20 protein-coding genes and 1 riboswitch are annotated in these 22,478 nt (G+C 45.7%); of the genes, 15 read left to right on the top strand and 5 right to left on the bottom strand.

Annotated features, from left to right (window positions below; translation table 11 throughout):
• Positions 1–42: 42 nt before the first annotated feature.
• Positions 43–3,210, top strand: a complete 3,168-nt coding sequence (locus FRZ54_RS22975; RefSeq protein WP_147034143.1) for an ABC transporter permease — start codon at positions 43–45, stop codon at positions 3,208–3,210.
• Between the two features lie 282 nt (positions 3,211–3,492).
• Entirely contained in the window at positions 3,493–5,130 is a 1,638-nt protein-coding gene (gene pruA, locus FRZ54_RS22970) for an L-glutamate gamma-semialdehyde dehydrogenase (RefSeq protein WP_147034142.1), read from the top strand.
• 60 nt (positions 5,131–5,190) lie between these two features.
• On the opposite strand, the gene can is transcribed toward pruA, so the two are convergent.
• Positions 5,191–5,832, bottom strand: coding sequence for a carbonate dehydratase (can, locus tag FRZ54_RS22965; protein WP_147034141.1), 642 nt, complete (start codon positions 5,830–5,832; stop codon positions 5,191–5,193).
• Positions 5,833–5,918: 86 nt separating this feature from the next.
• Here can and FRZ54_RS22960 point away from each other — a divergent pair, with 86 nt between their 5' ends.
• From FRZ54_RS22960 to FRZ54_RS22950, 3 genes are all read left to right on the top strand, one after another.
• Positions 5,919–7,460 carry an acyl-CoA carboxylase subunit beta gene (locus FRZ54_RS22960; RefSeq protein ID WP_147034140.1) on the top strand — a complete coding sequence of 514 codons (1,542 nt, stop codon included), beginning with the start codon at positions 5,919–5,921 and terminating at the stop codon, positions 7,458–7,460.
• Between the two features lie 94 nt (positions 7,461–7,554).
• On the top strand, positions 7,555–7,977 hold the full coding sequence (locus FRZ54_RS22955; protein WP_147034139.1) for an endonuclease domain-containing protein: 423 nt from the start codon (positions 7,555–7,557) through the stop codon (positions 7,975–7,977).
• Between the two features lie 65 nt (positions 7,978–8,042).
• A complete protein-coding gene (locus FRZ54_RS22950) occupies positions 8,043–8,480 on the top strand; it encodes a GNAT family N-acetyltransferase (protein WP_147034138.1) in 438 nt (145 codons plus the stop codon).
• Here FRZ54_RS22950 and FRZ54_RS22945 read toward each other — a convergent pair.
• Positions 8,449–9,372 carry a DUF6340 family protein gene (locus tag FRZ54_RS22945; RefSeq protein WP_147034137.1) on the bottom strand — a complete coding sequence of 308 codons (924 nt, stop codon included), beginning with the start codon at positions 9,370–9,372 and terminating at the stop codon, positions 8,449–8,451. The genes FRZ54_RS22950 and FRZ54_RS22945 overlap by 32 nt on opposite strands.
• A 247-nt stretch (positions 9,373–9,619) precedes the next feature.
• Here FRZ54_RS22945 and FRZ54_RS22940 point away from each other — a divergent pair, with 247 nt between their 5' ends.
• Complete coding sequence (locus FRZ54_RS22940) at positions 9,620–10,732, top strand: M42 family metallopeptidase (RefSeq protein WP_147034136.1); 1,113 nt, start codon at positions 9,620–9,622, stop codon at positions 10,730–10,732.
• 132 nt (positions 10,733–10,864) lie between these two features.
• Positions 10,865–11,767: a nucleotidyltransferase family protein gene (locus FRZ54_RS22935; protein WP_147034135.1), complete on the top strand. Its 903-nt coding sequence runs from the start codon at positions 10,865–10,867 to the stop codon at positions 11,765–11,767.
• Positions 11,768–11,844: 77 nt separating this feature from the next.
• Here the strand turns inward: FRZ54_RS22935 and FRZ54_RS22930 are convergent, their stop codons facing one another.
• Both FRZ54_RS22930 and FRZ54_RS22925 read right to left on the bottom strand, forming a co-directional pair.
• On the bottom strand, positions 11,845–12,288 hold the full coding sequence (locus FRZ54_RS22930; RefSeq protein ID WP_147034134.1) for a hypothetical protein: 444 nt from the start codon (positions 12,286–12,288) through the stop codon (positions 11,845–11,847).
• Positions 12,289–12,494: 206 nt separating this feature from the next.
• Positions 12,495–12,821: a hypothetical protein gene (locus tag FRZ54_RS22925; RefSeq protein ID WP_147034133.1), complete on the bottom strand. Its 327-nt coding sequence runs from the start codon at positions 12,819–12,821 to the stop codon at positions 12,495–12,497.
• 324 nt (positions 12,822–13,145) lie between these two features.
• On the opposite strand from FRZ54_RS22925, the gene FRZ54_RS22920 reads away from it, so the two are divergent.
• Positions 13,146–13,928 carry a hypothetical protein gene (locus tag FRZ54_RS22920; RefSeq protein ID WP_147034132.1) on the top strand — a complete coding sequence of 261 codons (783 nt, stop codon included), beginning with the start codon at positions 13,146–13,148 and terminating at the stop codon, positions 13,926–13,928.
• 51 nt (positions 13,929–13,979) lie between these two features.
• Here FRZ54_RS22920 and FRZ54_RS22915 read toward each other — a convergent pair whose 3' ends face one another.
• Positions 13,980–14,432, bottom strand: a complete 453-nt coding sequence (locus tag FRZ54_RS22915; protein WP_147034131.1) for a protein tyrosine phosphatase family protein — start codon at positions 14,430–14,432, stop codon at positions 13,980–13,982.
• A gap of 76 nt (positions 14,433–14,508) precedes the next feature.
• Between FRZ54_RS22915 and dctA the strand changes: the two genes are divergently transcribed.
• From dctA to FRZ54_RS22880, 7 genes are all read left to right on the top strand, one after another.
• Positions 14,509–15,759 carry a C4-dicarboxylate transporter DctA gene (gene dctA / locus FRZ54_RS22910; protein ID WP_147034130.1) on the top strand — a complete coding sequence of 417 codons (1,251 nt, stop codon included), beginning with the start codon at positions 14,509–14,511 and terminating at the stop codon, positions 15,757–15,759.
• Positions 15,760–15,915: 156 nt separating this feature from the next.
• Positions 15,916–16,794 (top strand): succinate--CoA ligase subunit alpha, encoded by an 879-nt coding sequence (sucD, locus tag FRZ54_RS22905; RefSeq protein WP_147034129.1) that lies wholly within the window; start codon positions 15,916–15,918, stop codon positions 16,792–16,794.
• 93 nt (positions 16,795–16,887) lie between these two features.
• Positions 16,888–17,406, top strand: a complete 519-nt coding sequence (locus FRZ54_RS22900; protein WP_147034128.1) for a hypothetical protein — start codon at positions 16,888–16,890, stop codon at positions 17,404–17,406.
• A 127-nt stretch (positions 17,407–17,533) separates the two neighbouring features.
• Positions 17,534–17,899 (top strand): methionine-R-sulfoxide reductase, encoded by a 366-nt coding sequence (locus tag FRZ54_RS22895; protein ID WP_147034127.1) that lies wholly within the window; start codon positions 17,534–17,536, stop codon positions 17,897–17,899.
• 156 nt (positions 17,900–18,055) lie between these two features.
• A riboswitch (cobalamin riboswitch) is annotated at positions 18,056–18,267 on the top strand.
• Positions 18,268–18,371: 104 nt separating this feature from the next.
• Positions 18,372–19,346, top strand: a complete 975-nt coding sequence (locus FRZ54_RS22890) for a ribonucleoside-diphosphate reductase small subunit (protein ID WP_147034126.1) — start codon at positions 18,372–18,374, stop codon at positions 19,344–19,346.
• Positions 19,347–19,397: 51 nt separating this feature from the next.
• Positions 19,398–21,776: a ribonucleoside-diphosphate reductase subunit alpha gene (locus FRZ54_RS22885; protein WP_147034125.1), complete on the top strand. Its 2,379-nt coding sequence runs from the start codon at positions 19,398–19,400 to the stop codon at positions 21,774–21,776.
• Positions 21,777–21,828: 52 nt separating this feature from the next.
• Entirely contained in the window at positions 21,829–22,044 is a 216-nt protein-coding gene (locus FRZ54_RS22880; RefSeq protein ID WP_147034124.1) for a cysteine-rich CWC family protein, read from the top strand.
• Positions 22,045–22,478 lie beyond the last annotated feature (434 nt).

Raw genomic sequence — 22,478 nt, 5'->3', positions numbered from 1 at the left:
TAATTATTAAATTGGAATACCGATTGCACAGTACTTACTGATTTGACCGGCCAACAACTACATATCAGCTTTTTCGACCTGCTCATGCTGGGAGCAGCCTTCACCTGCCTGGCTTTTAGTGTGCAGTTGTGGCTCAAAAAGCCGGGCGGGGACGCAAACCGGCTGCTTAGCCTTATACTGGCTGTCACAGCTTTGTGGCTGGTCGGGGGCTTTTGTGCCGATATTGGATTAGGAAACTATTTCCCGCGATGGAGCCGGGTATTATTACAATTCGTGCTTTCGGTTGGTCCGCTCGTGGGCTTTTATTTACGGAGAATTGCCCGGCCGGGTCAAAAGTTTACCCGTAAGGATCAGCTTTCTTCCTCAAAAGACAAGCTGATACAGCGGGGCTATTGGCTTCGGCATCAAATGAAGGTCAACCGCTTTTACCTGGATGCCGAGCTGAGCTTAAACTCGTTAGCCAAAGAACTCGGCATTTCCATCCACGAGTTGTCGCGGATCGTTAATACCGGCCTGCGAAAAAACTTCAATGATTTTGTGAATGAATTCAGGATACAGGACGTTGCCCGGAAAATGAAGGACCCGGCGTATGACCGGATGACCCTGTTGGGTATAGCGTATGATTGCGGATTCAACTCAAAAACTACTTTCAACCGCGCCTTCAAACAAATAACCGGGAAAAACCCCGCGGAATATAAGGCTGTATTGAAAAAAGAGCGACCAAATCATGATTTGGACCCTGTTTCGCGGTCTGCAGCGATAATTTCGCGTCACAATTCCATCGCTGCGTGGTCTTGTGAGCAATTAAATCGCAAATATATGTTTCGCAATTATTTGAAAATAGCCTGGCGCAATATGCTGTATAACAAAGGTTACAGCGCGCTGAACATTGCCGGCCTGGCTACCGGCATGGCCGTAGCGCTCCTGATCGGTTTATGGGTAACCGGTCAATATTCCTACGACCGTTTTTTACCCGATTATAAGCAATTGTACCAGGTAGAAATGAACCTGACCTCGCAGCACAACGGCACGACAACCCAAACATCCATCGCGCTGCCGCTGGTTAAAGTTTTGCGGGAGGAAATACCGGGGATAAAATATGTTGCCGAAGCCGACAATATAGGCAAGATGAACCATGACCTTTTGGTGGGCGAAAAGAAGTTTTACCTTGGCGGAGGAGCCGCGGGGCCGGATTTCTTCAAAATATTTCAATATGCCCTTATTAAAGGCAATGCCAATACGGCCTTGACGGATATTTATTCCGTCGTTTTGACCGAATCAACGGCCAAATCCTTATTTGGAGATACCGACCCGATGGGAAAAGTGGTGCGTTTCGATAACTCGCAGGATATGAAAGTTACCGGTGTTATTAAGGACATCCCTCAGAATGCGACGCTGCAATTCAATTACCTGGTGCCTTTTGCCTATTCAGAAGCAACCCAGGGGTGGATAAAAGACGGGCGCACCAAATGGACCTACAATTCATTTTCGGCCTACGTAGCGCTGGATGCCGGCGCAAACTATACGCAAATTGCACCTAAGATCAGGGATATTGTTGATAAACGAAGTCCCGAGATGCATGTGGCAAAACCCGAAGTGTTCCTGCACCCATTAAAGGACTGGCATTTATACAACGATTTTAAAAACGGGAAAGTGGCCGGAGGATTTGTGGATTATGTGCGCCTGTTCAGCATCATCGGCATACTGGTACTGGCAATAGCCTGTATCAATTTTATGAACCTTTCGACAGCACGGTCCGAAAAACGGGCCAGGGAAGTTGGTGTTCGTAAGGCCATCGGCTCGGGGCGCATCGACCTGGTTTACCAGTTTTTGCTCGAATCTTTACTGATAACTTCTATATCGTTCCTGCTGGGTTTGCTTTTTGTTCAATTGGCCCTGCCATCGTTCAATGCCTTAACCGGCACCTATACCCATGTTCCTTATGGCAGTGCCGGGTTCTGGGGTATTATGATAGCATTCGTGCTGCTTACCGGGTTGGCGGCAGGAAGCAGGCCCGCCTTTTACCTGTCGTCGTTCAATCCCGTTAAGGTGCTCAAAGGCAGCATACGGGCCGGCAAGGCAGCGTCGTTACCACGTAAGATACTGGTGGTGGTTCAATTCACCTGTTCGGTTGCGCTGATCATCAGCACGGTGATCGTTTACCAGCAAATACAATATGTTAAAAATCGGCCTATGGGCTACAGCGCCGACAGGCTGGTGATGACGGACATGAACGGCGACCTTTACCAGCATTATGATGCCTTAAAGAATGACCTGCTTTCATCGGGGCTTGTCGAAAGTGTGGCATCGTCCACATCGCCGGCAACGCAGGTATACAGCCATTTTTCATTACAGAAATGGCCGGGTAAAAATGCGGGCGAAGAGGAAGTAAACATCGGCGCCATCTGGATGTCCAATGATTATTTTAAAACCCTGGGGATGACGATGGCGGCCGGGCGTGAATTCTCGGCCGATTGGAAGAAGGATTCGCTGAACGTCATCGTTAATGAGGCCACCATCAGGCGAATAGGGCTTAAAAATCCTGTTGGTCAAATGGTATCGTGGAATGGCAGCGCCAAACCGGTAACGATAATCGGTGTGGTGAAGGACGCGCTGATGGAATCACCCTACAAACCAGTGGAGCCCGCCATCTTCGGGCACAATCCATTTGGGTTTGTAATAACATACCGGCTGCCGAAAAATGTGAATACGCATACCGCGATAGATAAGATCGGGAAGATATTTGAAAAATATAACCCGGCTTATCCTTACCTGTACAAGTTTGTGGATGATGAATATGCCTCCAAATTCAACCTGGAGGTGCTGGTAGGCAAACTGGCGGGCGTGTTTGCCGGGCTGGCCATATTCATATCCTGCCTGGGGTTGTTCGGGCTTGCCGCTTATGTTGCAGAGCAGCGCACCAAGGAGATAGGCATCCGCAAAGTCTTAGGTGCATCCATAGCGCAGGTATGGGTAATGCTTTCGCGCGATTTTGTGGTGCTGGTAATGCTCAGTTGCGTTATTGCCTCGCCGGTTGCGCTTTATTTCCTAAGGCATTGGCTCGAGAGCTATAACTACCGTGTCAGCATCGGTCCGGGCGTATTCATCGCCTCGGGCATAGCGGCAGTCGTCATTACCCTGCTCACTGTTAGTTTCCAGGCTATCAGGGCCGCGCTGGCTAACCCGGTGAAGAGTTTGCGTTCGGAATGATTTGTAGAGCCAGGAGCCGGGAATCAAGATTTGATCTGCCCGGATTCCTGACTCTTAACAAATGCCACCAACACTGGGTTAACATGGTTTACACTTTTTGATGTGCGTTAATAGCTAAGTTATTCACTATAAGTTAGTTAAACAAATATTACATTAAAAAGTGTAAACCATGAATTATTAGTTTACCTGCATCCAACTGTCACCCTCCCGTAATTTGAATATCGGCTTATTCGCACATCTGCACATTAACCTGTATCTTTGCGCTCTCAATAATTATAACCTATGCTCAAAGGATTTTTTAACGTCCCCACACCGCAGAACGAACCTGTTTTAAACTACGGTCCGCGCAGTGTGGAGCGTGCAGCGCTTAAAGCCGCATTGGACGAAGCGCGTTCGAAACAGACCGACATCCCGATGTATATCGGCGGAAAAGAAGTACGTACCGGCAATTTGCAGGAACTTCGCCCGCCGCACGACCACCAGCATTTACTGGGTAAATTTCACTACGGCGATGCCAGCCATGTTGCGGCTGCTATCGACGCCGCGCTGGCCGCTAAAGCCGACTGGGAAGAAATGCCATGGGAGCACCGTGCCGCCATCTTCCTTAAAGCCGCCGACCTGCTTGCCGGTCCGTACCGCGCTAAGGTGAACGCGGCTACCATGCTGGGCCAGTCAAAAAATGCGTACCAGGCCGAGATCGATTCGGCTTGCGAGCTGATCGACTTCCTGCGCTTCAACGTGTTTTACATGACGCAGATATACCAGCAGCAACCGCCAATTTCGGGCAAAGGTGTCTGGAACAGGGTTGAGCAGCGCCCGTTGGAAGGTTTTGTATTTGCTTTAACGCCATTCAATTTCTCGGCGATTGCCGGTAATTTGCCATCGTCCGCAGCTATGATGGGCAACGTGGTAGTTTGGAAACCTGCCAACACGCAGGTGTATGCGGCGAATGTCATCATGCAGGTATTCCAGGAAGCTGGACTGCCCGATGGTGTGATCAACCTGGTATATGTTGACGGCCCGACTGCGGGCGAGGTTATTTTTAATCACCCCGATTTTGCCGGCATTCATTTTACAGGTTCTACAGGTGTATTCCAGAATATCTGGAAGACCATTGGTAACAACATTCATAAATATAAAACCTACCCGCGCATTGTGGGCGAAACTGGCGGTAAGGACTTTGTGCTGATACACCCAAGCGCCGATGTTGATGTAGCGAACATAGCCCTTATACGCGGTGCATTTGAATACCAGGGACAGAAATGTTCCGCAGCTTCAAGGGCCTATATCCCGAAATCGTTGTGGCCCGCTATTAAGGAAAGGATGCAACGTGATATTGCAACTTTCAAAATGGGCCCGGTTGAGGATTTTGAGAACTTTATTAATGCCGTTATCGACGAAAAGTCGTTTGACAAACTGGCAAAATATATCGACGCTGCCAAAAAAGATAAAGGTGTCGAGATCATCACCGGCGGTAACTATGATAAGAGCAAGGGCTGGTTCATTGAGCCGACTGTCATCAAAGTTGACGACCCGCATTACGTAACCATGTGCGAGGAGCTTTTTGGCCCGGTACTGACGGTTTACGTGTATGATGATAAGGATTTTGACAAGGTAGTGGATATTGTCGACAACACTTCCATCTATGCCTTAACGGGCGCCATCATCGCGCAAGACCGTTACGCCATTGCCGATATGACTCACCGCCTGCGCAATGCAGCCGGTAACTTCTACATCAACGATAAACCGACAGGCGCCGTCGTTGGTCAGCAGCCGTTTGGTGGTGCAAGGGGTTCGGGTACGAATGACAAAGCCGGATCGATGATCAATTTATTGCGCTGGGTATCGCCAAGAACGATCAAAGAAACATTTGATCCGCCGAAAGATTACAGGTACCCGTTTTTGCAGAAAGAGATTTAGTGGTTCGTGGATCATAGTTCATAGTAAAATCTGCTATGAACTATGATCTGTCAAACCAACTTATTTAAACTTAAACACCTGGTCCAGGCTGTCGTTACTGGAGGTGCTTACTTTCAGATCGGTAATAATACCGGTGCTCAGGCTGTACACCCAGCCGTGTACGCTTAGTTCCTGCCCGCTTTTCCAGGCGTTTTGTACGATGGAAGTTTTGCAAAGATTGTTGACGTTTTCAATCACATTAAGCTCCACCATGCGGTTGGTCCGCGCTTTTTCGTCGCTTATGCTGTCCAGTTCAGCGGCGTGCAGACGGTACACATCTTTAATGTGGATCAGCCAGTTGTCTATCAATCCGAATTGCTGATCGCTCATGGCGGCAATTATACCACCACAGCCGTAATGCCCGGTTACGATAACATGTTTTACCTTTAAAACATTCACGGCATAATCCAGCACCGACAGCATATTCATATCGGTATGGATCACCATGTTCGCGATGTTACGGTGCACGAATATTTCGCCCGGTTTGGTGTTGGTTATCTGGTTTGCAGGCACGCGGCTATCGGCGCAGCCTATCCATAAAACAGGCGGGTTTTGCACCGTAAGTTTGTCAAAATATTCAGGATCTTCCTTTAATGCATTTGCAATAAATTCTTTGTTGCCTTCCAGCAGGCCTTCGTAGCTGATGTGGTTTGTTGTGCTCATCGCCGCAAATATACTAAACTCTGTTATACCTGCTTTTATCTGATAATTGCTATTTTTAGCGAATTCATTACTAACCAACCGGGACCGTGAACAAGAAGATCAAGACATTACGACATAAAAAGGAACATGCCCTGCTTGGCGGCGGCCATGCCCGTATTGAAAGTCAGCATAAAAAAGGAAAGTTAACCGCCCGCGAGCGCCTTCATTTTTTACTGGACGAAGGTTCGTTCCAGGAAATTGGGATGCTGGTTACACACCGCTCCACTGATTTCGGTATGGAAAAGGAAATATACCCCGGCGATGGTGTGGTGACCGGGTACGGAACGGTCAATGGCCGGCTGGTTTATGTTTTTTCACAGGATTTTACCGTGTTTGGCGGGTCACTTTCTGAGACCCATGCCGAAAAAATATGCAAGATCATGGACCTGGCCATGAAGAACGGTGCACCTGTAATAGGCTTGAATGATTCTGGCGGCGCACGTATACAGGAAGGGGTGGTATCGCTGGGCGGCTATGCCGATATATTTTATAAGAACACCATGGCATCGGGCGTGGTGCCGCAAATATCAGCTATCATGGGTCCCTGTGCGGGCGGCGCAGTTTATTCGCCTGCTATTACCGATTTTATATTGATGGTGGAGAACACCTCCTATATGTTCGTAACCGGGCCTAACGTGGTAAAAACAGTCACACACGAGGTGGTGACCTCGGAAGAATTAGGCGGCGCGACAACACACGCCACCAAATCGGGCGTTACACATTTTGCATGCGCCAACGAGATAGATGCAATTCAGCATGTAAAAAAACTGCTGAGCTATATGCCGCAAAACTGCGAGGATAAGGCACCGTCATTACCTTATGAAGGTAAGAATGAATCGCGCCCGGAGCTGAACGACATTATGCCCGAAAATAACTCACAGCCTTATGATATAAGGGATGTGATCACCCATGTTATTGACAGCGACTCGTTTTTAGAAGTACATAAGGACTTTGCCGAGAACATTGTAGTTGGTTTTGCGCGTCTTGCGGGTAGGAGCATAGGTATTGTGGCCAATCAGCCGGCATTTTTGGCGGGGGTACTGGATATTCATTCATCCACCAAAGGGGCGCGTTTTGTGCGTTTCTGCGATTCGTTTAATATACCATTGCTGGTATTTGAAGATGTGCCGGGTTTTTTGCCGGGTACCGACCAGGAGTGGAACGCTATTATCACCAACGGAGCCAAATTACTGTATGCTTTCAGCGAGGCTACCGTACCGCGCATAACCGTTATTACCCGCAAAGCCTATGGCGGCGCTTATGATGTGATGAATTCCAAGCACATCGGTGCGGATATGAACTTCGCCTGGCCAACGGCCGAAATAGCGGTAATGGGCGCCAAGGGTGCTGCCGAGATCATCTTTAAACGCGAGATCAATGCTGCTGAAGATAAAGAAGCCAAATGGCTGGAGATGGAACAGGCCTACTCCGATATTTTTGCCAATCCCTACCGTGCGGCCGAACGCGGCTTTGTGGATGAGGTTATAGAACCATCCGAAACCCGTATCAAACTGATCCATGCGTTCAAAATGCTGGAGAATAAGGTGGTGAATAATCCGAGGAAGAAACATGGGAATATACCACTTTGAGGTTAGGCGATGAAAAAGCCGGGCCCGTGCGATTCCTTCCCTCGGGAAGGGGAGGAAGGGGTGACGATTTCTTTCGGTAAGGAAATTATAGTTCATGAGTAAAATCATTCCATATAATCCAAATTTAAAGCGACTCGCACGTAAGCTTAGAAAAGATATGACCTTTGGTGAAGTGCTGCTTTGGAATGAACTAAAAGAAGATAAATTATGGGGCTTTGATTTTGACAGGCAGCGATGTATTGATAATTATATAGTCGATTTTTATTGTAAAGAATTAATGCTTGTTATTGAAATCGATGGCATGACGCATAACGGCGAAGAGGCTTTTTTAAATGATGAACTGCGACAAAATAAATTGGAAAGTTTAGGAGTTAGATTTTTGCGCTTTACTGAATCGGAAGTGAAGTACGATATGAATAACGTATTCAGGGCGATTGAAAGCAAAATAATAGAGATCATAAAAAATGATCCATGTGTCAAATTGCCTAAAAATTTTGATAATGGTTTAATAGCATAGCGGCGAAACCCCTCCCTGCCCTCCCCGGGGAGGGAAGGCCATCCCGCAGTCCCATAACCCATGAAATGAATCTCTCCATCGAACAGATCCGCCCTGAACTAACCTGGTATCTGCGCCAGAAGGTTTTATATCCTGCTCAAAAGCTGTACGAAATGGAGATGGACGAGGATATGGATGGCATCCATTTCGGTGCGTTTACTGATAATAAGCTGGTGGGTATTGTTTCTCTTTTTCAGAAGGATGACGATTACCAGTTCCGCAAATTTGCCGTCGATCCGGACTACCAGGGAAAAGGTACCGGTAATAAATTATTAGCTTACATTACCGATTTTGCTGCAACGGAAGGCGGAAAACGCTTGTGGTGCAACGCCCGTTTATCAGCTACCGGCTTTTACGATAAAAATGGATTTAGCCATACCGGGCAATTCTTTTCAAAAAACGGGTTTGACTACGAGATACTGGAAAAGCCGCTTACTCGTCCTTCAGATCCTGCAGCATTGTAGTAGCGTATTGGTTATTGAATTTATTGAGCGATAAAGAGGCCATTTCCCCTGCTTTTTCAATATTTCCTTTGCTTTCGTAGGCAATGGCCAGCATGTAAGCAGCTTTTCCGGCCTTCTTTGCATTTTTGTCCTGCACATATGGTTCAAATAGCTTGATAGCTCCATCCGGGTCGCCGGCGTACAGTTTTTCGACCCCTTTTTTCAAAAAATGGTCGGTATACAGCGGCCGATCGTGCGAAATGGTATTCGGGAAATAATCCTTAAGGGCATCCATCGCAGCGTTTTCTGATGACGTGTCCACGGCGGCCTTATACCGGTCAATTGACGGACTTACAAATACTTCGCCGGCAGACAGGTGTTTGTAATTCTCGCCCGATATCAGGTCACTTGCCGTGCCATGCAGCTTTTTAGAGAAAAGCCCGTTACTTTCATAAAGCTTGAAATCGGCATTGACCAGCGTATTAAGGTATATCTCTGAACTTTGAATATCGCTACGGATGATACTGGCATCGAAATTTTTTAGCGCCAGCACTTGTGTGGCATTGTATTTTGAAGCCAGGTTCTTTATTGAATCTTTGTTTACCCTGAAGTTTAGAGAATCTACCAGGTTGATTACACGTGTATGCGGCAGCAGATCGATCTGCGACCCGATAAATTTCAGCGATGTGTAAGCGGCGCCTTTGAGTGCGTCAATTTTTTTGGCGCTGGTATCTTTGGTGGCTTGTACATCAAATTGATTGATCACCAGTATAGTAGCGGTGTCCCTGCCAAAATAGTACCTGGCGGCGTAGGTTATCGGCACGTTGATGGCGGATGGTGCAGCGGGACCCTTGCTTACTATTGTGACGAAAATAGCAAGCAATAAACCTGCTATGGTTTTGGCGGTTTCCATATTGCATTCTAATATACTGCTATAATATGAAAACCCGGTGAAAAAAGCCGGTCTGATACATCAAGCCGGCCCGGTCAACTAAACTAATCTTTTGAAAAAATTTACTCATTCAAAATAATAAATGATGTGTGAAATTAATGTTAACCTGTTGACAATAAATTGAGGACGCCGCTAAAATTTGTTAACATACGCCATTCTCACAAGCTTTGCTATATTTGCTCCATTACTATAAAAACAGTCGCATAACATGGCTAAAAAAAAGGATGACAAGAAAAAACATGTAGGGGTGGTTAATAAAACCTCACTGGCATTTTTCGAAAAATATATCAATAATCCCTCACCAACCGGCTTTGAATGGACCGGGCAAAAACTCTGGCTCGATTATATCAAGCCTTATATCGATGACCATTACGTCGATAATTATGGCACCGCGGTAGGCATCATCAACCCAAAAGCCAAATACAAAGTAGTTATTGAGGCACATGCCGATGAGATATCGTGGTTTGTTAATTATATCACCAGCGATGGGTTGATCTATGTGATCCGCAATGGCGGTTCCGACCACCAGATAGCGCCCTCAAAAAGGGTAAATATTCACACGGATAACGGTATTGTAAAAGCTGTGTTTGGCTGGCCCGCTATCCATACCCGTTCGGGTGAAAAGGAAGAAGCGCCCACGCTGAAAAATATATTCCTGGATTGCGGTTGCACATCCAAAGATGAGGTCGAAAAACTCGGCATTCACGTGGGCTGCGTTATCACCTACGAAGATGAATTTATGGTGCTGAATGATCGCTATTATGTCGGTCGTGCGCTGGACAATAGGGCAGGAGGTTTCATGATAGCCGAAGTTGCGCGCCTGCTGAAAGAGAATAAAAAGAAATTACCATTCGGCCTTTATATAGTAAATGCTGTTCAGGAAGAAATAGGTTTACGGGGTGCAGAAATGATCGCCCACCATATCAAACCAAACCTGGCTATTGTTACCGATGTAACGCATGATACACAAACCCCTATGATCAGTAAAACCACCCAGGGCGACCTGGCCGGTGGTAAGGGTCCGGTAGTGTCATACGCCCCTGCCGTACAGAATAACGTTAACAAATTGTTGATCGAAACGGCTAAGAAGGCAGATATTCCTTTCCAGCGCCAGGCGTCGTCTAGGTCGACCGGGACGGATACGGATGCTTTCGCTTACTCTAACGATGGCGTGCCTTCGGCATTGATCTCCTTACCATTGCGGTACATGCACACTACGGTCGAGATGATACATAAAGAAGATGTGGATAACGTGATCCGCCTGATCTATGAAGTGTTATTGAGTGTTGAAGACGGACAGGATTTCAGATATATCAAATAAGTAATAGATAATTGTCATAAATACATTTATAATTAACTTTGAAAGGCTAACTTTACTAAAACAAATTAAGTATAAATGCCTTTTGAGATATAATTAAACTAAAAACACTCCATACAATACCTTTTTGAAAATATGAAACCTACACTACTGATACTGGCCGCAGGAATGGCCAGCCGCTACGGCAGCATGAAACAGGTAGACGGCTTTGGCCCCAATGGCGAAACCATTATCGATTATTCTATTTATGACGCTATTAACGCCGGCTTTGGTAAGATCAGCTTTATTATTCGTGAAGAATTTGCCGATCAGTTCAAATCCATATTCGAGCCGAAATTAAAGGGCCGTGTCGAGACCGATTATGTTTTTCAAAGCTATGACCTGAAACCTTTCGGCATCGATAAAACCATTGAAAGGGCGAAACCCTGGGGCACGCAACATGCGGTGCTTTCGGCACGTAACCAGGTACACGAACCTTTTTGCGTGATAAATGCCGACGACTATTATGGCAGGGAGGCCTTTGAAAAAATGGCTAAATTCCTGACCACCGAGGTCTCTGACAGTTTATATTCCATTATAGGGTATCAAATAGATAAAACCTTATCCGATTACGGTTCTGTATCGCGTGGTGTTTGTAAGGTTGATGACGACGGCAACATGGTTGAGATAAACGAACGCACCGAAGTATATTTTAAAGAAGACGGTACTGTAGCCTATAAAGATGCCACCGGCGAACATTCGTTATCGAACGATACCCGCGTATCAATGAATTTCTGGGGCTTTACACCGGCTATATTCAAACAAAGCGAGCCGATGTTCAAAAGGTTTGTTGAGGCAAATGAGAATAATCCCAAGGCTGAATTCTTTATCCCGCTTGCAGCCGACGAACTGATCAAAAGCGGAACAGCGGCATTTAAGGTAATACCGACGTCGTCCAAGTGGTTCGGCGTTACCTATAAAGAAGATAAACCGATTGTGCAGGCAAGCATATCCAAACTGGTAAACAGCGGGGTATATCCTGAGAATTTGTGGACATAAGATTAACAGATCCCGATAAAAACAAAAACGCCCGAACGAAAGTCCGGGCGTTTTGCATTGTTATATAGTTGGTCGGTTTAGTTCGATGCCAAAGTACTTGTCGCAGCAGGCGCAACCGGTTTGTAAATGATGCTGATGAAATTGGCGCCTTTTTTTGGATTGGCTACCAGGGTAACATTGTATGAATTATCCTCATCGCCCCAGATGGTGGTGCCCAGGCGGCAAAATTTACGGTCGAAACGCCATACTACTTCGTTCATATCTTTCTTATCGTAAGTTTCAATGTATGAAGTACAAACACCTTCAAAGTTGAACAGGAAGGTATAATCGCCTATAACGCGAACCTTGGTAAAGCAAAGTGCCTCGGTGCCGTTGGCGGTTTTAAATTCCTGCACATTGGCGTACGAAACATTTTCGCCAAAATAGGTTTTGATCTCCTCTTTGGTAGCACCCAGCGGGAACTGCGCAAATGCTGATACTGACAATACTGATAATGCGATGAGTAATAATAACCGTTTCATGCCGGCTATAATGCAACAGTTGCGCCAGCATGAAATAGTTTTAATTGACCCTTAAAGTGTATTGATTTACAGCTATTTATAAAATTAACTAAAAATCAATAAAATTCTCAAAAAGAAAAAAAGTGGGTAATTAACACAGCAATATTGTGTAATGCGTTCCACAGGCTGCCTGGTTAGCCTGTGGAAGGAAAGGGTTATTTTAGGGCTTACGAGTCCAGTTTATGGCCGGTAAGGAATACTTTGCCGCTGTTAGGTTCGCGTATAAGCGTGGTCTCTCCTTTTTCGTTTTTTGCGATCTTCAAAGTTTGGGTGATGTAGAAGCCTTTGTAATCCATCAGTATGTTCAAACCATCGTTGTTTACAGTAAGCTTTACGGTGCCGCCTATCATGTCCTTGCTATCGTCGTTTGTAACGCTGAAAGTTCCCTGGTTTTCCGAAGTAAAATTGAATGTAAACTGCTGTCCTGCACCCATATCCAATTTCTTCATCAACAATTCTCTGTACTCTTTGTAAATATCTTCCGGCTTAGCCATATCAATCTTTTTTTTGTCAGTTAAATAGGTATTTAATCTATGCTGAATCCTTATACGATTACCTTAAAAAAAAGATGCAATGATTTTTGAATTTTTGGGTAGTCGCGGGTACGGTGGGGCAGAACGGCAAAATAGTGGTATGATTGTTGAATTTAGGGTTGATTCAGACTATGCATTATACCTTTAATAAAAAGAGGATATAATTATTTAATAACAATTTGTTGCAGGCAAAACATAATTTGTGGACAGGTTTTTGTATCTTAAACCGTTGAATTGCCATATCTTAGCGAAAAAATAGAATTATTAAAAATCACAATTTAGCGTATGAAAATTAAACTTTACCTTATCGCGGCACTCGCAGCAGTGACATTAACTTACACATCGTGTAAAAAATCGGGAAGCGGACCCGCTAATACCGTTTCATCCAAACAGGTGAGCCAGCAAATAGCGCTTAATCTTTCGCAGACCCTTTATGGCGGACTTGGCGGCTTCAGTATTTTTGATGGTATCAACCCACCGTCAAATGTAAACATAGCCCGCAGGGGACGCGGGCTCAAATTAAATGATGATGGTGTTGACTTTGGCTGCGGAGCGGTTATTGACACCACTTTAACGTACAGCACCACGCTGGATGACGGCGGCTCGGCATCCATCAGCGGGGAGTTTAAATTTTCCGTTTTGTGTGCAAATGGTACGCCTAACGGCCTTAGCTTTTATACCAAGCTAAAGGTGACGGAAAGTACCGCGCAAATAGGCGCCACTTATAACCTGGGCGAAAACCTGATGATAACAGCGGTTAACCCTAACGATGACAATACATCTATTTTGATGAACGGATCGGTAAATGTGGACGCCAACGTTCAGCAAAAAACAGGCTCGAAATCAACGGACGCGGAGACGTTCGACTATGTATTTAAAGATGTAAAAATAGACCCTAACGTGGGCGACATTGTGAGCGGTTCGGCAACTTTCGCCACAAAGGGCGCCACCCCTTCGGGTACATGGAACTACAGCGGTACAATTACCTTCCTGGGCAATCACCAGGCTAAGATCGTTATCAATGGAACGACTTACACGGTCGACTTGCAAACAGGTACTGTTTCTTAAAATATTTTTCAGTAAGTCAAAGGCTTTCCCCGGCAGCGGGGGAGGCCTTACTTATTTTTTGTCGTTGATATGTTCGATCCCGTCTTCTAAAAACTGTTGCCATACAGTGTTAGGCTGCCATACATCTTCTACAAAGTCCTGTAGTTCCTCTTCGGGAAGTTTGCCTGCGGCAAAAAGATAAAGTCCTGTAAATACCGATGCCCGGTAATTTGCTGCACAGTGTACAAATACCCTTTTATCAGCATTTTGATCCATCAGGGTGATGAACTTATCAAGTTCAGTTAGTTGAGGGTTTTCAAACACTACCGGTATATGGTAATAGCGTATGCCCAGTGAAGCAACCAGCGCAGCTTCATCAGGCAACGCATATTTGGTGTTCAGCAAGCCGAGATTGATGACTACCTCGTACTGCCCGTTCACTAACTGGCTGAACTGTTCTTCGGTCGGCTGCCCGGCGCATGCCAGCGTGTCAGATATTTTTTCGAAATGATAAATGCCTCTCATCAGGCTGCTAAGGTATAAAAATGCACCGTTCCGGTTTAGCTAAATATTGAAAGGTAAATTGTATTATTGTTACTCCATGAAACGCCTGCTATCCAATCTCACCTTCCAGGTTATTACCGCTATTATTTTAGGCGTTATCGTCGGCTATTATTTTAGGGGCTTTGGTCCGACCGCTCAACTGATCAGCAAAAAGTTTGTCGACCTGATCACCATGTTGATCGCGCCTATTATTTTCCTTACCATCATATTAGGTATTGCAGGTATGAGCGACCTGAAAAAAGTGGGCAGGGTCGGTGGAAAGGCATTATTATATTTCGAGATCGTAACCACCTTTGCGCTCATTATAGGTATTACAGTTGCCAATGTTATCAAGCCTGGCGAAGTTAGCACGGTTACGGCATTAGCCCACAACACAGCCGATGCAGCAAAAATAGCAACCTATCAGAAAGCTGCCGCCGAAATGCACTGGGGCGATTTTTTTGCCCATATTATTCCTTCCAATGTGTTCGACGCTTTTGCTAAGGGCGACATCTTACAGATACTTTTCTTCGCCATCCTGTTCGGTTTTGGCTTAAGCAGAATGGGGGAGACGGGACAATCGCTCATTGGTTTCTTCGAAAAGCTGTCAAAGGTTTTCTTTAATATCATGCACGTTGTGATGCGCCTGGCCCCGGTTGGCGCTTTTGCCGGTATGGCCTTTACGGTTAGCACCTACGGCGTAGCAACGCTTAAACCGCTTGCATGGCTAATGGTTTCAGTGTATGCCACTATGGCTATCTTCATTTTCGTAGTGCTCAATATTGTTTGCCGCCTTTATAAATTCAGCCTCTGGCATTACCTGAAATTCATAAAAGAGGAGATCGTGATCGTTTGGGGCACCTCATCGTCCGAATCGGTGCTGCCCAGCATGATGGAGAAGATGGAGAAATTCGGCTGCTCGCGTTCGGTAGTAGGTTTGGTCATCCCGGCAGGCTATTCCTTCAACCTCGACGGTACAACCATTTATCTTTCCATGGCGGTTATTTTCCTTGCTCAGGTTTTTCATATCCCCTTATCTATCGGTCAGCAGCTCACCATCATCGGCATCCTGATGATAACCTCGAAGGGAGCTGCGGGTGTTACCGGCAGCGGCTTTATCGTGCTGGCGTCTACGCTTACCGTAATCAAAGTGATACCTGTCGAGGGGCTTGCAATTCTTTTTGGCGTCGATAAATTCATGTCCGAAGCGCGGGCCATTACCAATATGATCGGCAACGGGATAGCGACGATTGTGATAGCGAAGAGTGAGAAGGAGTTTAGCACGCCACCTGGAGCCGAAGCGCACTAATTACGATCTTAAAATTACGACTTACGATTTGGCGCCCCCTGGAATTAAGGACTATTGTCGATCTGAAATCCTAATTCGTACATCGTAAATAAACCCTGCAATGGGGCTTTGAGATTACCAACAATAACTTTAGCTTTGCGCGTACATTTTTAATCTATGAGCGTTCTCGTCAATAACGATTCCAAAGTAATAGTCCAGGGTTTTACAGGTAACGAAGGCACCTACCATGCCTCGCAGATGATCGAATACGGCACCAACGTAGTTGGCGGCGTAACACCGGGCAAAGGCGGCCAGAAACACCTTAACCTTCCTGTTTTCAATACGGTTAAAGAAGCGGTTGATATTACCGGTGCCAACGTATCCATCATTTTCGTACCGCCGCCCTTTGCTGCCGACGCTATTATGGAAGCTGCCGAGGCTGGTATCAAACTGATCGTCTGCATCACCGAAGGTATCCCGACCAAGGATATGATCATGGTGAAGGAATACATCAAGGATCGGGACACCCGCCTTATTGGTCCTAACTGCCCGGGTATCATAACCGCCGGCGAAGCTAAGATCGGTATTATGCCGGGCTTCATTTTCCGTAAAGGTCATGTAGGGGTGGTTTCCAAATCGGGTACTTTAACTTACGAAGCCGTAGACCAGGTGGTAAAGGCTGGTTTAGGCATCACTACGGCCATCGGCATTGGCGGCGACCCGATCATCGGCACACCAACCAAAGAAGCTGTTGAGCTGTTGATGAACGACCCTGATACCCATGGCATTATCATGATAGGCGAGATAGGCGGCGGTATGGAAGCCGAAGCTGCCCGCTGGATCAAAGCGAACGGCACCAAGCCCGTTGTGGGTTTCATCGCCGGGCAAACCGCCCCTGCGGGGCGCCGTATGGGTCACGCCGGAGCAATAGTAGGCGGAGCCGACGATACCGCGGCAGCAAAAATGAAGATCATGGCCGAATGCGGCATACGCGTGGTACAATCGCCTGCGGAAATAGGCGCTGCGATGGCAGAGGAACTGGCGAAGAAAGGTTAAAGCTGAAAGGTAAAAGCTTTTTTTCAACCTAATAAAATATAAATCCTGGTTTCGGCCGGGATTTTTTATTTTTATTTTGAATTACCTGAAACGATGAAGAAAACAAAGGAGTTTGTCTTTAAGAAAAAAAGTATCGTCATTGAAATATTTGCATTAATAATATTCCTGATAGGCATTATTTTCTCATTAATCAAAACCCATCATAATCCTACTTTCTTCTTATTTGCTTCTGCGATACTAGCGGCTCTTGCCTATTTGCAATTTTATGAGCTATACATGATTAGACAATTCAATTTTCTAGATAAGGGTAAAAAAATGATAATCAACAGCGATAATTCAAAACTTACAATTACAAAAAATGGAAAGGAGATTTCGATTGATCGTGATGATGTAAATAAAGTTGAAATTTTCGAACAAAAGTCATTAGGAAAGTTTGGGACTTATAATTACATAATTATATATACCTCGGATTTTAGAAAATTACTGGTAACAAAATTTACTATTCCTCTTTTGGCTTATGATACAGCGCTTCAATCTTTTTTAAGAAAGAAGCCAAGAATTTGTTATAGAAAATTCTTTAATTATATTGACAAACGTCAATTTGATATATGATCGCCTTTCATGTCCTTAGTCAACCCATTGTAAACAAGCCCCTCCTCAAAAATCAAAACGCCAAACCTGCCGTATATTTGTTATAATCAGTGAAATCAAATACCACATCGGTGTAATCAAAAATAATATGGAATACAATCAATTAACACCCCAGGAAGAAAGGGTAATATTATACAAAGGAACTGAGCGTCCGTTCACCGGCTCGCTGTTAAATAATCATGCACATGGGCTGTACGTATGTAAAAGATGCGATACGCCGTTGTACACTTCAGAAACCAAATTTGAATCGCATTGCGGCTGGCCAAGCTTTGACGACGAGATAGCCGGCGCAGTAAAACGTGTTCCGGATGCTGATGGTCGGCGCGTGGAGATAGTATGCGCCAATTGCGGCGCCCACCTGGGCCACGTTTTCGAGGGTGAATATCTAACCCCGAAAAACGTAAGGCATTGCGTTAACTCGGTAAGTTTGAAGTTTGTGCCGTTGGAGGGTTGATTAAGTTAAGTAGTTGATTAAGTTGGGGTCAAATTCTGTCAACTTGATCTAACCCAATCAACCATTCAAGCTGCCTTGTTCATAACTCCGGCCCTTGTTTAAAACTATCCTTAACATCGTAAGACCCCTGCAGCTTATCTTTGAATCCACAAGTTCTTTAACAAACGCTATAAAAGGTTGCCGGGTTAAAAACCGGCATTAAAAGGGAACCATGTGCAAATCATGGGCTGACGTGCAACTGTGAGATGGTGAATTGTGAGTAGTGAATAGTGATTGGTTAATGGTGAATAAAATTCGCCGCTGCCATTGACTATTGACCATTGACTATTGACCACCAGCCAGACACCTGCCATTATGGCTTGTCAAAACTTTCACGAATAAGGTTTTGATAAAAGCCCTGTCCCCGGTACTGCCGTAAAAGTGCCCGGTTCATTGTCTTTTGTCGACTCCGCTAAAATTAAAAAGACAAGGCATGAATCAGGAAAATGAAGTATTACTTCGGGAGAACAAGGACCGGTTTGTTATCCTCCCCATCAACTACCCCCGCATCTGGGAAATGTACAAAAAGCACGAGGCCAGTTTCTGGACCGCGGAAGAGATCGACCTGTCCGACGATCTGAAGCATTGGGAAAACCTCAACAGCGGCGAGAAGCATTTTATATCGCATATCCTGGCTTTCTTCGCCGCAAGCGATGGTATTGTAAACGAGAACCTCGCCGTAAACTTCATGAGCGAAGTCCAGGTGCCTGAGGCACGGTGTTTCTACGGCTTCCAGATCATGATGGAAAATATCCACTCAGAAACGTACGCACTGCTGATAGATACTTATATTAAAGATCCCGCCGAAAAAGACCATCTTTTCCACGCCATTGATACGGTGCCCGCTGTTCAGAAAAAGGCAGAGTGGGCATTGAAGTGGATCAATAACGGAACATTTGCACAACGGCTGGTGGCATTCGCGGCGGTAGAAGGGATTTTCTTTTCCGGCAGTTTCTGTTCCATCTTCTGGCTGAAAAAACGCGGACTGATGCCGGGCCTGACTTTCAGTAACGAATTGATCTCGCGCGATGAAGGCATGCATTGCGAGTTTGCCTGTTTACTGTACAGTATGCTGACAGAAAAGCTTTCCAAAGCAGAAGCGACCAAGATCATCACCGATGCGGTTGAAATAGAAAAGGAATTCGTGACCGACGCCCTGCCGGTAAACCTGATAGGCATGAATGCCAAACTAATGAGCCAGTATATCGAATTCGTCGCCGACCGATGGCTGACAGAATTGGGCTATGATAGGGTATATAATGCAAGCAATCCATTCGATTTTATGGAAATGATATCCCTGCAGGGAAAGACGAATTTCTTCGAAAAACGCGTAGGCGATTACCAGAAAAGCGGTGTGCTTAACACCGAAGTAAAAAGCCAGGCATTCTCGCTGGACGAGGATTTCTGAGCCCCGATCAGTTCAACAATATAACAGTAAAACAATTTATCAAGAGACACCATGTTCGTAATAAAAAGAGACGGTAAAAAAGAAACCGTAAAATTTGACAAGATAACGGCACGCATAGAGAAGCTGTGCTATGGTTTGAATCCGGCATTAGTCGACTCGATAGATGTGGCCAAAAAGGTTATCGAAGGTTTGTACGACGGCGTAACCACATCCGAACTGGATAACCTGGCGGCCGAAACTGCTGCTTCGTTAACTACCAAACATCCGGATTACGCCCTGCTGGCATCGCGTATAGCGGTATCCAACCTGCATAAAAACACCATTAAATCCTTTTCAGAAACCATGCGCCGCCTGCATGAATATACTGACGCAAAAACGGGCAAGAACGCGTCACTGCTGGCGGATGACGTTTGGGAGGTGATCAAAGAAAACGCTGAACTTTTGGACAGCACCATCATATATGATCGTGACTTCGGCTTTGATTATTTCGGCTTTAAGACGCTTGAAAAATCTTACCTGCTGAAAATAGAAGGCAAAATAGCCGAGCGCCCGCAGCACCTGTTTATGCGGGTATCGGTTGGTATCCACAAGGATGATGTGGACAGCGTGATAAAAACCTATAACCTGATGAGCGAGCGCTGGTTTACACACGCCACGCCGACGCTGTTCAACGCCGGTACGCCAAAGCCGCAAATGTCGTCCTGCTTTTTGCTGACGATGAAGGATGACAGCATCGACGGTATTTATGACACGCTGAAACAAACCGCCAAAATATCACAAAGCGCCGGTGGTATCGGGCTGAGTATCCATAATGTGAGGGCAACCGGTTCGTACATCAGCGGCACCAACGGTACCAGTAACGGCATTATCCCGATGCTGCGGGTATTTAATGACACGGCCCGTTATGTCGATCAGGGTGGCGGCAAGCGTAAAGGTGCGTTCGCTATATACCTGGAGCCGTGGCATGCCGATGTATTTGAGTTTTTGGACCTGCGCAAAAATCATGGCAAGGAAGAAATGCGCGCCCGCGATTTGTTCTATGCCCTTTGGGTATCGGACCTGTTTATGAAAAGGGTAGAGGCTAATGAAGACTGGAGCCTGTTCTGCCCCCACGAGGCGCCTGGCCTGGCTGAATGTTTTGGCCAAGAATTTGAAACGCTTTATGAGCAATACGAAAAAGAAGGCCATGCCCGCAAAACGGTAAAAGCCCAGGAACTTTGGTTTGCGATACTCGATGCCCAGGTAGAAACCGGCACGCCTTATTTGTTATATAAAGATGCAGCCAACAGCAAATCGAACCAGCAAAATTTAGGGACGATCAAAAGCTCGAACCTATGTACCGAGATCATGGAATACACCTCGGACAAAGAAGTTGCAGTTTGTAATCTCGCTTCGCTGGCGCTGCCGCGGTACGTTATCAACGGCATATTCGATCACCAGAAATTATACGAGGTAACTTACCAGGTAACATTGAACCTGAACCGCATTATTGACAATAACTATTACCCGGTTGAAGAGGCACGTTATTCAAACCTGCGCCACCGGCCGATAGGTTTAGGTGTACAGGGTTTGGCCGATGCATTTATTCAGCTGCGTTTGCCCTTTGAAAGCGATGAGGCCAAACAATTGAACAAAGAAATATTTGAGACCATCTACTTTGCCGCAATGACGGCCTCAAAGGACCTGGCGATCAAGGAAGGCGCTTATGAAACTTTCAAAGGCTCGCCCTTATCCAAAGGAAAGTTCCAGTTTGATATGTGGGGTGTTACGCCCAATAGCGGTCACTGGGATTGGGAAAACCTGCGGTTGGATGTAATGAACCACGGGGTACGCAATTCGCTGCTGGTGGCGCCGATGCCAACTGCTTCCACTTCGCAGATATTGGGCAACAATGAATGTTTTGAACCCTATACCTCTAATATTTATACCCGCCGGGTATTAAGCGGCGAGTTTATCATTGTCAACAAATTCCTGCTGCGCGACCTGGTCAATCTTGGCTTGTGGAACACGACAATGAAGGATAAGATAATTACCGCAAACGGTTCGATACAGGAAATTGCTGAGATTCCGCAGGAATTGAAGGACCTGTACAAAACCGTGTGGGAGATCAAGATGCGTAACATAATCGATATGGCTGCCGACAGGGGCGCTTATATCTGCCAGTCGCAGTCGCTAAACCTGTTCATCAACTCGCCAAATGCATCCAAACTAACCTCCATGCATTTTTACGCCTGGAAGAAGGGCCTCAAAACAGGCATGTATTACCTGCGCACACAGGCGGCATCGCAGGCTATTAAATTCACAGTAGAGAACCAGGGCGGCAAAAATATGGATCCGGTTATACCGGAACATGTGGAACAGGTTGCTGACGAAATACCCGCCGGGCCAAGCTGTTCGATGGATGAGGGATGTGTGACGTGTTCCGCATAAAAAATGCATTGTAGAGACGCATAATTATGCGTCTCTACCTATTATTATAATCATGCCAGTTCACCAAAAACACGAGATCGTTCGTTGCGAACGTTGTGGTTCGCCGTTTGAATGTAAGGCCAATTCATTCACCAAATGCCAGTGCGCCAAAGTGTCGCTCACGCTGAATGAAACTCAATATGTCAGCGAACAGTATGATGGGTGTTTGTGTGCGGGTTGTTTGATGGCGTTGAAAGAAGAGTTTGCTATCTTGTTAAACATTAGATGAGTGTACACTTTTGTCACGCAAGACGCTCTTAATTATGGGCTGTATGTACCAAATACCAATGGGGAAAAACCAAATATATAAGAAGCTTTTAAGCGAGTCACTGCGATTTGCCATCTCATTACTACGCGCTGATTCAAGCATTCGTGCAGCGAATCCGAAAGAATAAAATGAACTAGCGATTGTCAACCCAAAGAATACCCAGAAAATATATGCGTTGCTGCCGCCTGCAAAAGGGTCAGAAAACGCGAAAGGATTAAACAGACAACTTAATATTACTATCACAGCCATGCTAAAGCAGGTTATTTTGAAATAGATAATATTCGGTTTTGTTTTAGCTAAAATTAGCGAGTGCATTGTACTTCCAATAGCAAATATCCATGTTATATAAATGCTGTATCCAAACAGAACTATAACCTGGTATATGAAACCATTTG

The sequence above is a fragment of the Mucilaginibacter ginsenosidivorans genome (assembly GCF_007971025.1).
Taxonomy (GTDB): domain Bacteria; phylum Bacteroidota; class Bacteroidia; order Sphingobacteriales; family Sphingobacteriaceae; genus Mucilaginibacter; species Mucilaginibacter ginsenosidivorans.
This window is presented reverse-complemented; position numbering and strand designations above follow the sequence as displayed.

Coding starts and splice junctions, on each gene's coding strand:
- pruA (WP_147034142.1), top strand. CDS start 3,493: ATGCTCAAAGGATTTTTTAACGTCCCCACACCGCAGAACGAACCTGTT.
- can (WP_147034141.1), bottom strand. CDS start 5,832: ATGAGCACAACAAACCACATCAGCTACGAAGGCCTGCTGGAAGGCAAC.
- FRZ54_RS22955 (WP_147034139.1), top strand. CDS start 7,555: ATGAGTAAAATCATTCCATATAATCCAAATTTAAAGCGACTCGCACGT.
- FRZ54_RS22950 (WP_147034138.1), top strand. CDS start 8,043: ATGAATCTCTCCATCGAACAGATCCGCCCTGAACTAACCTGGTATCTG.
- FRZ54_RS22945 (WP_147034137.1), bottom strand. CDS start 9,372: ATGGAAACCGCCAAAACCATAGCAGGTTTATTGCTTGCTATTTTCGTC.
- FRZ54_RS22940 (WP_147034136.1), top strand. CDS start 9,620: ATGGCTAAAAAAAAGGATGACAAGAAAAAACATGTAGGGGTGGTTAAT.
- FRZ54_RS22935 (WP_147034135.1), top strand. CDS start 10,865: ATGAAACCTACACTACTGATACTGGCCGCAGGAATGGCCAGCCGCTAC.
- FRZ54_RS22930 (WP_147034134.1), bottom strand. CDS start 12,288: ATGAAACGGTTATTATTACTCATCGCATTATCAGTATTGTCAGTATCA.
- FRZ54_RS22925 (WP_147034133.1), bottom strand. CDS start 12,821: ATGGCTAAGCCGGAAGATATTTACAAAGAGTACAGAGAATTGTTGATG.
- FRZ54_RS22920 (WP_147034132.1), top strand. CDS start 13,146: ATGAAAATTAAACTTTACCTTATCGCGGCACTCGCAGCAGTGACATTA.
- FRZ54_RS22915 (WP_147034131.1), bottom strand. CDS start 14,432: ATGAGAGGCATTTATCATTTCGAAAAAATATCTGACACGCTGGCATGC.
- dctA (WP_147034130.1), top strand. CDS start 14,509: ATGAAACGCCTGCTATCCAATCTCACCTTCCAGGTTATTACCGCTATT.
- sucD (WP_147034129.1), top strand. CDS start 15,916: ATGAGCGTTCTCGTCAATAACGATTCCAAAGTAATAGTCCAGGGTTTT.
- FRZ54_RS22900 (WP_147034128.1), top strand. CDS start 16,888: ATGAAGAAAACAAAGGAGTTTGTCTTTAAGAAAAAAAGTATCGTCATT.
- FRZ54_RS22895 (WP_147034127.1), top strand. CDS start 17,534: ATGGAATACAATCAATTAACACCCCAGGAAGAAAGGGTAATATTATAC.
- FRZ54_RS22890 (WP_147034126.1), top strand. CDS start 18,372: ATGAATCAGGAAAATGAAGTATTACTTCGGGAGAACAAGGACCGGTTT.
- FRZ54_RS22885 (WP_147034125.1), top strand. CDS start 19,398: ATGTTCGTAATAAAAAGAGACGGTAAAAAAGAAACCGTAAAATTTGAC.
- FRZ54_RS22880 (WP_147034124.1), top strand. CDS start 21,829: ATGCCAGTTCACCAAAAACACGAGATCGTTCGTTGCGAACGTTGTGGT.